General features: G+C 35.1%; 12 protein-coding genes. 8 read left to right on the top strand and 4 right to left on the bottom strand.

Annotation, left to right across the window (positions count from 1 at the left end; translation table 11 throughout):
* Positions 1-330: 330 nt before the first annotated feature.
* Entirely contained in the window at positions 331-642 is a 312-nt protein-coding gene (locus BLV99_RS17080; RefSeq protein ID WP_167356347.1) for a hypothetical protein, read from the top strand.
* 170 nt (positions 643-812) lie between these two features.
* On the top strand, positions 813-1,487 hold the full coding sequence (locus BLV99_RS17075; protein ID WP_092692847.1) for a hypothetical protein: 675 nt from the start codon (positions 813-815) through the stop codon (positions 1,485-1,487).
* Positions 1,488-1,696: 209 nt separating this feature from the next.
* Here the strand turns inward: BLV99_RS17075 and BLV99_RS17070 are convergent, their stop codons facing one another.
* A complete protein-coding gene (locus BLV99_RS17070) occupies positions 1,697-3,208 on the bottom strand; it encodes a hypothetical protein (RefSeq protein ID WP_092692846.1) in 1,512 nt (503 codons plus the stop codon).
* Positions 3,209-3,309: 101 nt separating this feature from the next.
* On the opposite strand from BLV99_RS17070, the gene BLV99_RS18290 reads away from it, so the two are divergent.
* On the top strand, positions 3,310-3,468 hold the full coding sequence (locus BLV99_RS18290; RefSeq protein ID WP_167356346.1) for a hypothetical protein: 159 nt from the start codon (positions 3,310-3,312) through the stop codon (positions 3,466-3,468).
* A gap of 253 nt (positions 3,469-3,721) precedes the next feature.
* Here BLV99_RS18290 and BLV99_RS17065 read toward each other — a convergent pair whose 3' ends face one another.
* Positions 3,722-4,276 carry a plasmid replication DNA-binding protein gene (locus tag BLV99_RS17065; protein ID WP_171259198.1) on the bottom strand — a complete coding sequence of 185 codons (555 nt, stop codon included), beginning with the start codon at positions 4,274-4,276 and terminating at the stop codon, positions 3,722-3,724.
* Between the two features lie 67 nt (positions 4,277-4,343).
* On the bottom strand, positions 4,344-5,270 hold the full coding sequence (repM, locus tag BLV99_RS17060; RefSeq protein ID WP_086207561.1) for a replication initiation protein RepM: 927 nt from the start codon (positions 5,268-5,270) through the stop codon (positions 4,344-4,346).
* Positions 5,271-6,578: 1,308 nt separating this feature from the next.
* On the opposite strand from repM, the gene BLV99_RS17055 reads away from it, so the two are divergent.
* The 4 genes from BLV99_RS17055 (at position 6,579) to dcm (ending at position 10,964) form a co-directional block, all read left to right on the top strand.
* Positions 6,579-8,309 carry a type IV secretory system conjugative DNA transfer family protein gene (locus BLV99_RS17055; protein ID WP_092692837.1) on the top strand — a complete coding sequence of 577 codons (1,731 nt, stop codon included), beginning with the start codon at positions 6,579-6,581 and terminating at the stop codon, positions 8,307-8,309.
* 3 nt (positions 8,310-8,312) lie between these two features.
* Positions 8,313-9,062 carry a MarR family transcriptional regulator gene (gene mobC / locus BLV99_RS17050; protein WP_092692835.1) on the top strand — a complete coding sequence of 250 codons (750 nt, stop codon included), beginning with the start codon at positions 8,313-8,315 and terminating at the stop codon, positions 9,060-9,062.
* Between the two features lie 12 nt (positions 9,063-9,074).
* Positions 9,075-9,485, top strand: coding sequence for a hypothetical protein (locus BLV99_RS17045; protein WP_092692832.1), 411 nt, complete (start codon positions 9,075-9,077; stop codon positions 9,483-9,485).
* Between the two features lie 198 nt (positions 9,486-9,683).
* Complete coding sequence (gene dcm, locus BLV99_RS17040) at positions 9,684-10,964, top strand: DNA (cytosine-5-)-methyltransferase (RefSeq protein ID WP_244516349.1); 1,281 nt, start codon at positions 9,684-9,686, stop codon at positions 10,962-10,964.
* Between the two features lie 27 nt (positions 10,965-10,991).
* On the opposite strand, the gene BLV99_RS17035 is transcribed toward dcm, so the two are convergent.
* On the bottom strand, positions 10,992-11,780 hold the full coding sequence (locus tag BLV99_RS17035; RefSeq protein ID WP_092692829.1) for an LlaMI family restriction endonuclease: 789 nt from the start codon (positions 11,778-11,780) through the stop codon (positions 10,992-10,994).
* 288 nt (positions 11,781-12,068) lie between these two features.
* Here BLV99_RS17035 and BLV99_RS17030 point away from each other — a divergent pair, with 288 nt between their 5' ends.
* Positions 12,069-13,835: an AIPR family protein gene (locus BLV99_RS17030; RefSeq protein ID WP_092692827.1), complete on the top strand. Its 1,767-nt coding sequence runs from the start codon at positions 12,069-12,071 to the stop codon at positions 13,833-13,835.
* Positions 13,836-14,387: the final 552 nt, after the last annotated feature.

Here is a 14,387-nt window from a genome sequence, read left to right as displayed (position 1 = left end):
ATCAAACCGTCCGCTAAGAAAATCGCAAAAGCATATATTCTAAAAGCGGACATTTTTACTTTGGAGAAACCGGACATTTCTATTTGGGGCTTACAAGTGCGTTTCGTATAACGGCCATTATGTTAAATGGAATGAAGAGTTGAGAGTAAAACTTAATTGAAGAGACATAATTTGTCGCATGTTTTTTAAACAACATGTTGTAAATGGTTTAAACATAGTAATGTACTCTAATAAATTTTTTATTATTAATATCTAAGAGTTATAAAGTTATGTCACGACCAGAAATACAAAATTTAAGAACTTGGCCCCGCAATTTAAGCACATCCCAATATGGTGGTTTATCCACATCTCAGTATGGTGGATTGTCTACATCTCAGTATGGCGGAATGTCTACATCTCAGTATGGCGGAATGTCCACATCTCAGTATGGTGGATTGTCCACATCTCAGTATGGTGGATTGTCCACATCTCAGTATGGTGGATTGTCCACGTCTCAGTATGGTGGATTGTCCACGTCTCAGTATGGTGGATTGTCCACATCTCAGTATGGTGGATTGTCCACGTCTCAAGGAGGTGGTATGTCGACATCTTCAAGCAATGTATATAAAAGTAATATTCCACCTTGGCCAGTGTTTTTATTAGAGCTAGAAACTAGAGGGTATCTTGCACAGGCTCAATTAATTAGAAGACATATTCCATCATTCTTATACCCTGAAAATTTCTTTTAAATTTTTTATTTAATAAAAAGACATCTTAAATAGGTGTCTATTCAAAGTGTTTGTAAGTCTTATATTTTCAAATTGGGGATATTTTTGTATAACTCTTTCTCATTAAAGAAAATTCTTGAACTTTATGCTGCTATGCCATTGATACTAATAGCTTTAGCTGGAACTTATAAGTTTGGTTATTTTTCTACGTTTGATGCTTTATGGATATTACCTTCTATATCTGCTTATAGTTTATTTTATTCGATTCTAACTACTACTTTATTATTTGCTTTTGGGAGCATACTTTCTTTAATTTATTTGTCTGTTTCTGCTTGGGTAGGCCACTTATATTCACTCATTTTTTCCGTATTATTTTTAGCACTATTCATATTCTTTATAGGAATAGAGGCATCAATTAGCTTATCAGCTAAGTTAATTCCGCTTTATTTCGGTATGTTTTATTATTCCTATGTACATAGTTCTATATTTGGAGGACAGATAGACCAATACTTTAGCTCCCCTTTAGTACTATTTTTAACGATTTTTGCTTTTGGTTGTATGTTTGGAAGTGGTATGAACGATGCAAATAAAGCCATTAATAATAAGACACTACCAATAGTTTTATTTGAACAGAAAACGACATACCCAAATGATCAGTCCGATTGGAGACTATTAGAAGTGATAGATACCCGATTTGTTCTGATTAATCTTAAAAATAAAACAGATTACGGCTATGAAATGAAAGTAGTTGAATACAATAAAGTTGATAGTATTTATTAATTTAAACCCCATTAATTTCTCAGCTTCTTTATAGTTTTTCTAAAATTAACATAATACGCGTTATACGAAATTCAAGTGTAAGCCCAAAAAATAAGCCTAACATCCTGTTTGGCTTATTTTATATGTGGTTATTTAAGGTATAACGCTTAATTTTTAGAGCGTCAAATTATAACTTGTCAGTGATGTGCACGTTTGAACCGGTATCTCAATCACTCTATCCTCGAAGGCAGACAGGGCTTAACAAACTGGTAGATTAGCCCTACTTCTATTGGTTCTGCCCTTTCTCTTAAACGCATCATCTTGAGATCGCGCTCTAGGCATTCAATATCGTCACTAATCTTATCCAAGTTGTTTCCCCGAATATATTCCAAGACCTTCTCTGTGTTCGGATTCGGCTGCATCGATTCAATTACAGCCTGTGGTGTTAGAGGCATGCTACCTAGAACCGACCTTTCTAAATCTCCGAGGCTGCGTGCTTTGGCTAAAGCATATTCACTTCGCTTTCTCAGATAGTGGGAATACAATTCAGGGATGCTGGCAAAGTCAGGAGAGTCGATCTCCAAAATCTCTTCGATAGTCTGAGGATTCTGTTCTGCTAACTTCTTGATTGCTGCTGAGAGAGAGGTGTCACGTTTCCCACTCTTGGTACCATCGCTTTTGATTATGAGTTGGTTTAGGGCATCTGCAGCAAGGGAATTTGCCACGATTTCAATACATATATCCATGTCTTGGCAGGAGATTGGGTCTGCTCCTTCTGACACCCAGTTTCCGTTTTCCTTTCGCAAAGGGTTTGGTAACGGTAGCTTCATGCATAAAGCTGCCACTAATTTATATTGTTGTGCTGTGGCAATAATTTGAAGACCAGATGGGTCTTTTTCATTAGCTTCCAACTTAGCAAATGAGGTCGGATTGAATGGGCCAGTAACTTTGCCTTGCAGGTACTTGTTCAATACAGTGAAGTGTGTGATTGATGCAATCTGATTGTACTTCAATATTTTCAGGCTTGGAGGGTCTGTATCTTCCGTTCGATCCTTCAAGAAAAGTGAAATCCATTTAGAGTCAGCACAATTGATTAGTTTTTCAATGCAAACATCGAGGCATTTTATCAGTCTTCGAATTCTATCTGGTTGGTGGAACAACATGTTTGCATAAAGTTCTGAGAGGTATCCTGCGTATTCCTCACTAAAGGTAAAGTCTTTTCGCGGGTAATACACTCTGAGATCTGTGGACCAAACATCATTCACTTTTGCCAACTGGCTAATAAAGCTAGGACTCGCTTTGTGCAGGTGAGCAAGTAAATAAATACATCTCAACATATCGTTGTGATGTGGCTTCTCAGCATCAGTCTCTTTGTCTTTCTTTATATATACCTGTTTCCAGCCTTTCTTCCTTTTGGTAGTGCCGAGAATCGAGTTTAGGTACTTGTTCAGTGCTGATTCATTGAAGTTTTTCCAAAAGCCTGTTCCTGAATCAAGATCGTCCAGACACTCAAGCTCTTTCTGTAAACCAGAGAAAGTTAGTTCCGAGAATTGAGTTGAAAGCTTTAGGAAGTCATAGTCTGAGAGTCGTTCTACAAACTCAGGCAGCTGGTTGCGTAGATGAACCTCATATGGAAGAAGATAACGTTCTCCATTCTCTATAGGTGTGTAGTTCCCTGCATGCCGTCTACGGAGTGAATCTTTGTTTGTAATTTCCTGCTTTTCCGTGATTATTTCTTTCACAAAAACCTCGCTTATCAATTTTTTCGGCTTTTTGGCGACCGACCTAGACGTAATCTAAGCATCTTACTTAGGTTCGTTGGTAAAATTAAGAGGACTCCCAAATGAGTGAAGTTATAGCACTTGAAGTATTAGAAAGATCGCCTACTGTTTTTATTATCTGTTTAATATTATGGACTATTCAGTTTTTAATTAGAAAAGGTAAATTGCGAGGTACGATTAGCTTTGGAGATGAGCCTAATAAAAAGAAAAATCGGCCATAAGGCTTGAAAAACCGATTCCAAAAGCCCCTTTGTTCAGGTTGTACTTCAACCTGTTCAATTCTAAAGATCTTCTAAAATTAACATAATACACCTTATACGAAATGCTCTTTTTATTCTTATATAAATCATTCGCTTATCTATTTTTAAAAAGCCCAATCACTTATGATTGGGCTTTTTAAATGATTATTCACGTTCCACGCCTATTCTTTGATCAATGTTTCACGACTTTGCTTAGTACACCTAAACAAGCCTGTTAGCCATTCGGCAAGAAAAACCGGCTTAACCACCCTCTTTTCGGCTGCTCTGGTTCAACGTGTTCCGGCACTGAAATGCGATGATTTTCCGTTTGTTCCGGAGTAGTCAATCCGTCATGTTTAGGCTCTATTGTGCCCTGTTCAGGATCAGTTTTGGCCATACTGCTTTTTACAGGTTTTTGATCGGTAAACGTAGTCATATGGGGTTTAGGGGCTTCTAGTAGGCGTTGTATAGCATCAATTTGGTTATCCTTAGCCTCTAATTGTTCTCTTTGAAAAATCTCACGGTCATGAGCAAGTTCTAGTTGTTTTTTTAGCATGTCTACCTGTTGTTTTAACATGTCTACTTCTGTCTCTTTTTGTACCGTAGCAGACTGTAACGTGGTTACATCCTTATTTTTATTAGATGGTTCCCCAAATACACGTAGAGCTTCTGAAAAATCAATTTTCCCATCACTATTTTTAGATAAATCCCCTTTATTAATACGTTTATAAATGCTTTGGCGATTCATTCCATATAGATTAGCCAACTCAATAACAGACAATGCTTTCATCATGTAGCCCAAATAAAAAATATGTATCAGTAAACATTAGGTTGTCATGTAACGTTACATCACTGTTTTATCGATATCCAACTTTTTTAAGATATGGATAGAGTTCTTTAAATCGTTCAGGATCTTGTAGCATTTCGGCAATGCGGATAGCAAATTGCTGGAAGCTTTCTGTGCCGTGAGAATATTTACCCATATCAGGAAGCTCTGAAAGCTTATTAGCGAACATATGACGTTGAGCATCTGTCATCTTTGAAAATAAATCGAAAGTATTAGGATCTCTTTTTGTGTCGATTAGCGGAGCATTAAGTTTCTTCTGTTTAAAAGTGAATGAGAAACCTGAAATAGATCTACCAGTTTTATGTTGCTCATACTTAACTGCAATATCGGTATGTTCATTGATTTGTTTAATAGGTAGTTCTATCACCCATTTTTTAAAGTTGTCCGAACGAATATATTCAGTATCAAGAACTCCCATTTTTTTTCTAAATTCTTCTAAGTGTAAAATTGGAGTTTTGCCAGTACTACGCCATGCAATAAGAATTTCATATAAACGTACAGCATAAGCACTGTTTAAGTTACTAATTTGCTGTAGTTCATATTTAGTAAACTGCTTTTCTAATCGAGTAATTAAGGGAACTATAGCAGGAGCAAAAATTAGCTGAACTACAGCTTCATTATCTATATAGCCTACTTCACTAACCCATCTACTCATTTTATTTATTGTATTGCCTTTGGCTGATATTTCTTGATAGCTAAATTGCCGAGCAAACAAGTCTTTACATGCATCTTTTAATGCTTGATAGGCTGTATTTCGATGTACGTTAAATTGGCTAATATAACTTTCAGCATGAACCGTTAAAGGATCATTTGCATTAATACCTTTCCCACTTTGCCGAGCTTCAACAATAGCCAATAAGATTAATCGTTGCTCAACCAAATCTAGATTATAACTAGCGTCTATCAGTGCATTATCTTTAACTACTAACGGTCTCAAATCTTATTATCCTAGTGTTTTTTTAATCTAGTATTTACTTTGTATAATATTAACTAGTTATATGCAAGGTAAACCTAGGAGTATTGCAAGGTAAACCTAGGAGTATTGCAAGGTAAACCTAGGAGTATTGCAAGGTAAACCTAGGATATTGAGAGCTACAATGCTTGCTAATAAAGGCTCTTAGGGTATCTAAAAGCATTTAAAAGCTTAAAAATAATTAAAAGCCTAGAGAATGAAAAATTGCCCTATGTTTTCGCTACGCTCAAACTCTATTGAACTTCGCTTACGCTCAGTTCGAAGGGGCAATTTTTAGTAAATACCTGATGTGACTGAAATATTGAAAAAGCAAAATCAAAAGCAACTCGGAATTCGCTTCGCTCATAAGTTTTTTATGCTCGCTACGCTCGGTCTAGTATCAACTTAATTTCATTCGCACCCATTCGGGATGCTCTAAATCTAAGTTTTAGAATCTAAAGGGAGCTTGTAATCAGGGAAACGGCTGAGGCAAATCTTTTATTGTGGCAGCTCGTAGACACTCGCTTAAAACTTATGTTTGAGAAGCAAGGTAAGAAACATAGCACTGCATATCTGCACGTCATATAGGAACTAACTATATGCCGATACGCAGTGCCGAGGCGAGGTGCCGAAGGTGTTGACTAGATTCACGGTAACGCAACCGCTACGCTACCCTCTGAAACCACGCTATCGCTAGGTTTCAGCCCGAAAGGGTTCGGGACGGGTTTGCTAAAACGCTAGGGCGTTTTTACCTATACCGAAGCCCCCGTCGTTGCGCTACCGCGCACGACCACCCCCTTACTGAAAAGTATTGAGCTTCATTTGCTACGCAATGAACTCAACGAACTTTCTTAACCGTAAGAGGGTGGTCGTGCGTTCCTTACGACGGGGATGGGCTAGCCCCCCACTTCAAGGTCAGGCGTTGGGACGCCTTAAAAAATGGGTGCGCTTTGCTTCCATTTTTTCCCTTTTGTGGCTCCCCCCTTGTCCTCTGCGCTGGGGCTACGAGGATGCCTCACTGTCGTTCGTCCCCCCTTCGGGGCAACCCGCGTATCAGCTGATTGTGATTTGTCAAAATATTAGATTTTAATAATTAAAATCTATGTCATATATTTGATTCTTTATTTTTTTCAATCGAAATATTACTTTATATATCATATAGAAAATCGCTTTTAGCTTATAACCATATACCACAAATACTATATTTTTCAAAAACTTACTAAAAATAAATATTGTTTTTTATTATTAAATGAGCTTATTATTTTCCCATTTAGAGCTAAAAGATAATTATTTATGCGATTTTGGTTTTTAATTGCTGGAGGGTTCACACTCATTATTTTTTCTGCTGAGATCTCAGTTTTTTTGAGTAATTTTTTTGCATATTCTTTACGCCACATATTGTCTATTTTTGTCGGTGTATTTGCTTTTCTCGTTCTCAGTGCGAAGAAAAATGAAACAGGTTTTAGAAACGTGGTTTCGAAAGTTTCTTATGTTGCTTTTTTTGTTTGTGTAATTATATTTTTTAGCTTTTGGATTCTTGCTTATTTTTTTGAAAAAGTGGGTCGTAATGAACTTTGGCTTTTTCTAATTTTTAGTATGAGCAGTTTTTTTATTTTTGTTCTATTTGATCGATTTTTTACACCGATATGGGAAAAAATAAAATTCTTTTGTACAAAAAAATCAGGCACAGAACGCAATAAAAAGAGCGATATCCGAGATATTGAAGCGAATTTTAAACAGACCAAAGAATATGATCCTGAGAAATTCTTTGACTCTAAAAAATGGTTTTTTGGCTTAGATATTAAAAATAAACCAATTTTTTATAACGGAGAAAAGCTCCTTCATACGCAGATCACTGGAGCATCTGGGTTTGGTAAGAGTATTTTACTGGGCCTTCTAGCTTCACAAGCGATACAAAAAGGTGAAGCCACCATTATTTTTGATCCAAAACAGTCAGGAGATGAGTGGTTCCCACATGTTTGCAAAAAAGCATCTGAGAAAGTTGGTGCAAGATACTATTTTATTGATCTTCGTCGTGATGATGCACAGTTAAACCTTTTTGAAGATGCGACACCTGATCAAATTGAGAATCTGCTCATCACAGGGTTTCTTTTAGAAGATCGAGGTGATGCTGCTGATTTCTATCGTGGCAAAGACCGAAAAATGGCAAAGTTTGTTGGAGAGAATTATCAGCAAGGGCTAACAGCGACAAAAATTAGTCAAGAATATGATCTGTATTTTAGAAATAAGGACAATCAGGCTGATAGTTTTGCAAATCAATTACAGGAAATTGGCAGAGTTAAAGCCGTTAATGCAACCAAAGGGATTTCTTTAAAAAAAGCCATGGAAAGTTGTGATGTTATTTATGTTGCTGGGGATTGGCAGGATCCAAAGTTCGTAAAGGTACAAAGAATGCTTTTGGCTCGCATTGTACAGCTTGCCAGTGATAGAGATAACAGCCTCGAAATGCCGAAGCAAGTCTGTGTCATTTTGGATGAGTTTTCTTTCCAAATTTCTAAAATTTTTGGGGATTCTCTTAAAGTTATTCGAGACAAAGGGCTACATTTTATTCTGGCACATCAAAGTATTACTGATCTAACCAATGTCCCCGCGAACATGGATGCACAGGCATTCGCAGGTTCTGTTATGTCGAATTGTAGTTTGAAGTTTATGTACCGTGCAGTGGATTTTGAAACAGCGAAATATTTTTCCGATTTCTCTGGGGAAATTTTGGTGGATGATGAAGCTCGATATGTCGAAAAAACGCTTAGTTTGACTGATCGAGTGACGGCAGAGAAACAAATTAGGCAAACAGAAAGAAATTTATTCGATGTAAATACAATGCTGTTACTTCCCCCGCGAACTGGAATTTTTTATGGTAATGGCATAGCAAGAGTTTCAAGTGTTTATCCGATTAAAGTTGAAAAAAATGCTGATTCCAAACGGGTTGAGAACTTTGATAATTCGAAAGATGTAGAAAACATAAATCCTTCTAACATTTTTATTTTCAGTAATTTGGAGTGATTAATGTCAAATTTAATCAGCTCCAAAGCAGAACGGGACCGAATTAAGGCAGAGAAGCAAGCCAAGGTACTGTCTTTCTTACTTGAAGAGGGTTATAGCACAGCAATAGTCTTGGCTGAATTTTTAAAAATGACACCGAATGGTGTGCAAAGGATTTTGCGAAAAATGGAAGCTAATGAGTTGATAAAAGCTCATACCGTTTATTTTGAGTTGGGGCCGTGGAATCTCAAAATTTGGGGGGTAACTCCGACTGGAGCACTTTTAGCAACGCCTGAAGATGAGCAAGTAAAGTTTTTTGAGGTGGGGCGTGTGAAACTAATCACTATGACTCATAGCTTGGCTTTACAGCGCGTTAAAGTGCTTGCACTTAGTCAGGGGTGGAGTGAGTGGGAAAGTAGCTCTAAGATGCTACAGAACGCAAATTTAAGCCGTTCGACATGGTTGCAAGTCCCAGATGCTGTTGCAATATCCCCAAAAGGGAGAAAAATTGCAATTGAGCTAGAAAGAACAGTGAAAACGCCAAAACGTTATGTCGAGATTTTGGCGAACTATGCTGAAATGATGTCTATGGGCGTCATTGATGAGGTGATCTATGTGTGTCCTGCACAGTTGACAGCCCGATTAGAAAGGCTGTTTCATCGGATTGAGAAAATTATTTTTAAAGGAAAGGTCATCCCAACACCTGAAGGTTTATTAAGACGTTTTTATTTCATTTCATATGAGGAATGGGAAACAAGTGCACAAAATTTTTAGGATTAAATGAACATGGAAAAAAGTATGTTACGTGAGGCAACCTATCCATCTCAACATAATGGCTATTACCCTGTGAAGGTTCTATATGGCTTTGTCTTAGATGATGGAATTAGTTATCTATTGATATTCTCCCCTAAAACTGTGCGAGACACTCCAATAACAGGCTTAAGTACTCAGATTAGAGGTGATTTTTTTAATTTGTTGTTAAAAGAATGTCCTGATGAATTTTTCTCAGAAAAAGTAAAAGTCATTCAAATTATAAAAGATGATTTTGATCGATTTTATGGACGTGAGTGGGATATGAATCAGTGGCATGAGGCGACTTATGTTGAGAACTCAAAATGTAAGTTCTTTATAGAAACACTGAACTTACAAACGCCTGATGGTTCTGATCAAATTAAGATTCAAGGAGTTCTAGGCTAAGGGCATAATTTTTTAGCCCATGAAATGTCTATGCGATAAACCATTTAAAATGTCCTGTTTTTAACTATAAGCTTCAAACATTGGTATTGGATATATTCCATTCAGTTGATATACAAATGCGACGAGCCATGTCGCTAGGTAGTTGCATATATCTATAATTCTGATATCCTGGCAAAAAACAGGATAAGTAGCTGGTTTATGAACGCACTCGAAAAATTTTTACCCCTCGAAGCAACGCTGATACGTGAAAAAAGAATTCGTATGGGATTAACTCAATTGGAGTTAGCCTGTTTATTAGAATTAAAAGAAAATGGGGAAAGAACGATACGAGGTTGGGAGCTTGGAGAACATAAGCCGTCAAAATCTAAGCTTTCTAAAATTTTAGAGCTTCATGAAGAAGCGCCTTTTAGAAATGAAAATAATGATTATAAGTTTACTTTCATTGATTTATTTGCAGGTATCGGTGGGATTCGATTACCTTTCCAAAAACTAGGTGGTAAGTGTGTATTTAGCTCTGAATGGGATAAGTTTGCCCAAAGAACCTATGCTGCTAACTATGGTGAGGTTCCATCGGGAGACATTACACAAATTTCAGCTAATGATATTCCTGATCATGACATTTTAATGGGAGGATTTCCTTGCCAATCATTTTCTCAAGCAGGTTTAAAAAAGGGCTTTGAGGATACTCGAGGAACTATGTTCTTTGAAATACAAAGAATTTTAGGGGGGAAAAGACCCAAAGTTTTTTTACTTGAAAATGTTAAACAATTAAAAGGTCATGAAAAAGGACGAACCTTAAAAACTATTTTAAATATTTTGACTGGGGAAAGTGATCAATCTTTAGATGATGTTCCGATGTCTCAAGATGCTAGAAATGCATTAGGAGAAAGGCTTAACTATTGGATTGATTTTAGAGTACTAAGAGCAGCAGATTTTGGTATTCCCCAAAATCGTGAACGGATTTTTATTGTTGGTTTTGATAAAGATTATTTTGGTGAAAGTTTTGATTTTGATAAAATATTTAAATGGCCTATTCCTACTTGTGAGCCTACAAGGGTTGGAGATATTTTAGAGCCTCAAGACATTTTAGATGCTCAGGAAGATAAATATACCATTTCCGATAAATTATGGGCGGGACATCAACGTCGTAAGGAAGAGCATAAAACTAAGGGGAATGGTTTTGGGTGCTCTGTTTATACAGCTGATAACGCTTATACAAATACGATTAGTGCCCGATACTATAAAGATGGTTCCGAGATATTAATTGATCAAAGTCACCTAGGTAAAAATCCTCGAAAACTTACTCCTCGAGAGTGTGCGAGATTACAAGGGTTTCCTGATGAGTTTATTGTTGATGCTGTATCACAAGCACAGATTTATAAACAATTTGGAAACTCAGTATGCGTTAAAGTGATAGAAGCTATTGCTAAACAACTTGTTGAAGTGCTTGATTACAAAATTAAAGTAGATAAGACCTAATGAATAAGGGCCTAAAAGGCCCTTATTTTATGGATAAGTTTGACGAATTAGAGAATCCCAATAACTATTGTTAGCTCGCCATTGAGCATATGGTCTAGGGTTTGTTTCATACATACCAGAGTCGTAGAAAACGACTCCAATTTTTACTAAATAAATCCAATTATTAAAAGTAATAGGATCCCCGAAACAAATCTGATTATAGACACCAAAATTATCAGTTTTACAGGTGAACCATCCTTTTTGATTAAACTTATCATTAACTTTTTTAGCTAATTTAGTTGCATCCCATCGGGCTATTACTATAGGTGACTGCTTATAGCGTTGTGGAACAATTGATTCTTTATCAAGCCTCTGATCTCTTTGATAATCATAAATAATTTCAATATCATTGTTTGGGCATACTAAGAGAATACAACCAAAACCATTCCATTGGTCAATTTTCGGAATAGGTTTTCCTGACCAAGAAAGACGATTTTCTTTTTCTACATTAGGTTGCCCCCAGATAGGAAGAAAGTGAGTATTTCTTCTATGTACAGCGGTTACTCCTTTTTCTCTAGGAATAATCTCCTTGTCATTAAAAATAAAATAATTAGGACTCCAGTCTCCAAATGTTGTTTTTGAAGTGGTCTGATTTTTCATTTCAAACCCTAACAAATCTGGTGCATTGGAAGCATTGGGTTTAATACCCATTTGTTTTTCTAACCAATGGCCCTTTTTTCCATCATGATTTTGATTTTGTTGAGATGTATCAGGTGATTTTCCGTATACATTTTCCATAAATATTTGAACAATTTCTTGTTCTTGTGAGGAAGCCATTTTTTTCTCCGCGAAAATAAATGGCTTAGTCTATGATGTGTAAGGATAGAGTTAAATAAAATATTGAATAATATATGGATATTTAAGTTTTTCTATTGGAAGAACTGATCATTTCTACTTGGGGATTACAACTTAATTTCGCATAAGCTGTATTATGTTAATTTTACAAATACTTAAAAATACAACCAATTTAAGTTATAAAAAATTATTAAAATTAATAACATAGAGGTTTTTTTAACTCATTACCACGTGTAGTATATCGGCTTAAATAATATTAACGGTTAAATTATGTCAAATAATTCACACATCATTCTTGGACAAATTATTGAAGATCAAAAAGATGAGTTAGAAATTGATGCTACAGTTAGTAAATTTTTTGGAAACTTTTCAGCACTTCAGCTCCTAAAAAACTATGAATTAAGTTATGAAGAAATCGAAAAGGGGGATGTTGATGGAACTTTAGATGGTGGAATTGATAATTTATATATATTTATTAATGGGGATTTAATTGATTGGACATCGTTTATATTGGATGACAATACTGAATCAGATGAATCAGATAATCTTTTAAATAAGAAATTTATTCGCGAAAAATATAAGAGAAACATAGAAATTGAAGTTGTTTTAATTCAATCTAAATTAGAAAACTCTTTTAATGAAACAGCAATAATAAAATTAAAATCAACTTTAACTAATTTACTCAGCTTAGAAAATGACTTTGAACAATATTCAACTAGATATAGTCCATGTATATTAGAAGCATTTTTAGTATTACGTGAAATTTACTTAACATTAATTCCAAGACGCTGTGAAGTTTTATTTAATATTTATTACACTTCTAAGGGGACTGATGTACATAATAATGTAAAAGCTCAAGCAATAGAATTAGAACAATTAGTCTGTGAGAAACTCACAAATACGACAGCAAAACTTGAATTTATTGGTGCAAAAAAGCTTGTAGATTTATATCAAAAAATACAAGATATTGATTTTGAATTGATTTTAGTAGAAAATACAATTTCTAACAATACTAGCTCTTATATAGGTCTTATAAATATAAAAGAACTTTTTAAATTTATTACAGATAATACAAATACTTTAATTAAGCATATTTTTGAATCAAATGTGCGAGATTATCAGGGTAAAAATAATGTTAATTCTGAAATTGCCAATACATTGAGAACAAATATAACTGAAGACTTTTGGTGGTTAAATAATGGGGTTACTATTTTAAGTAGCAAAATCACCCCTACAAGTAATAAAAAATTAACGATACAAAATCCAGAAATTGTCAACGGTTTACAAACAAGTTCCGAAATTTATAGATATTTTAAGGAAAACCCAACATTATTAACTAACGAATCAATTAATGAACAAAGAAATGTCCTCGTTCGACTGATAGTTCCAAGTTCAGATGAAGTTCGAGATAAAATTATTAAGGCAACAAATAGCCAAACATTAATACCAAAGTCATCATTAAGGGCTACTGATCCAATTCATAGACAAATTGAAACTTTCTTAAAAACCAAAAATTTATTCTATGATCGTCGTAAAAATTTTTATAAAAATGAAGGGAAGAAACCTAAAGAAATTATTAGTATTCCATTCATGTCACAATGCTTAATATCTGTAATTATGCAGAAACCTGACTACGCAAGAGCTAGACCATCTTCACTTTTAGATGACGATACATCTTATGATAGACTTTTCTCAGAAAATACACCTTTAAATGTCTATTATCTTTTAAGTTATTACGGGAAAAAAATTGAAGATATATCTAGAACAATCAATGATTTGGAACAGAGTCAAAGCTCAGATATTAAGTTCCATTTATTATACTCAGTAGTCGCTTTAACTGTTAGAAATCATCGTCCTAATAAGGGTGAAATAGATATACTAACTGAAGATTCTATATCTGAAAATATTTCTACAGCTATAGAGATAACTAAAGATTTGTATATTAGTCTTGGAGCCACAAATAAAGTGGCAAAATCACCAAAATTTAAAGATGATCTAATAGAAAAAGTTAAAAAATACCTTGAGGAAAATCCATAAAGCCTAATTTGAAGATATAGGCAATAAAAAAGCCCAACATCCTGTTGGGCTTTTTTACATATCTGATGCTTTCGGTATAACTCCTGTCGTACCTCACTATCCTTATGTAGATCTTTTATTGTTATTGTCGGAGCATCCTGCTCTCTATGTCCCCATGATAAGAAATTAGAATGAAGTGGCATAGACGTAAAGGGCCTGAATCTTTGTACGCTAGAGCGTACGAATTTGGCTATTTTTTATCCCAAGAGTTGTCCGCAGAAATTGGGGATAATTTGAGCATCGGATGAGTTGATAACGCACACGAAAGTTTCATTTTGATTAAATAGTGATCACTTTTATTGGCGAAAGATATCAAAACTGTTCATAAAAAAGCCGACTTGTGTCTAAGTCGGCTTTTTGCGGTTTTTGAGGTCGGTCAAATTTTTTTAACTATCTGAAAAACAAAGGTTTTATAAAAGCTGTTATTCACCAATTAAAATGTCTATGCGATAAACCATTTAAAATGTCCTGTTTTTAACCACAAGAGTCAAGCACAGGATTTAAATTTCTTTG

Origin of the sequence: Acinetobacter kyonggiensis, assembly GCF_900107285.1 — a bacterium.
Classification (GTDB): Bacteria; Pseudomonadota; Gammaproteobacteria; order Pseudomonadales; family Moraxellaceae; genus Acinetobacter; species Acinetobacter kyonggiensis.
This window is presented reverse-complemented; position numbering and strand designations above follow the sequence as displayed.

Bases quoted from the DNA above. Each gene is read 5' to 3' on its own strand.
- BLV99_RS17065 (WP_171259198.1), bottom strand. From the start codon at position 4,276: ATGAAAGCATTGTCTGTTATTGAGTTGGCTAATCTATATGGAATGAAT.
- BLV99_RS17035 (WP_092692829.1), bottom strand. From the start codon at position 11,780: ATGGCTTCCTCACAAGAACAAGAAATTGTTCAAATATTTATGGAAAAT.
- mobC (WP_092692835.1), top strand. From the start codon at position 8,313: ATGTCAAATTTAATCAGCTCCAAAGCAGAACGGGACCGAATTAAGGCA.
- BLV99_RS17045 (WP_092692832.1), top strand. From the start codon at position 9,075: ATGGAAAAAAGTATGTTACGTGAGGCAACCTATCCATCTCAACATAAT.
- BLV99_RS17080 (WP_167356347.1), top strand. From the start codon at position 331: ATGGTGGTTTATCCACATCTCAGTATGGTGGATTGTCTACATCTCAGT.
- BLV99_RS17055 (WP_092692837.1), top strand. From the start codon at position 6,579: ATGCGATTTTGGTTTTTAATTGCTGGAGGGTTCACACTCATTATTTTT.
- BLV99_RS17030 (WP_092692827.1), top strand. From the start codon at position 12,069: ATGTCAAATAATTCACACATCATTCTTGGACAAATTATTGAAGATCAA.
- dcm (WP_244516349.1), top strand. From the start codon at position 9,684: ATGAACGCACTCGAAAAATTTTTACCCCTCGAAGCAACGCTGATACGT.
- BLV99_RS18290 (WP_167356346.1), top strand. From the start codon at position 3,310: ATGAGTGAAGTTATAGCACTTGAAGTATTAGAAAGATCGCCTACTGTT.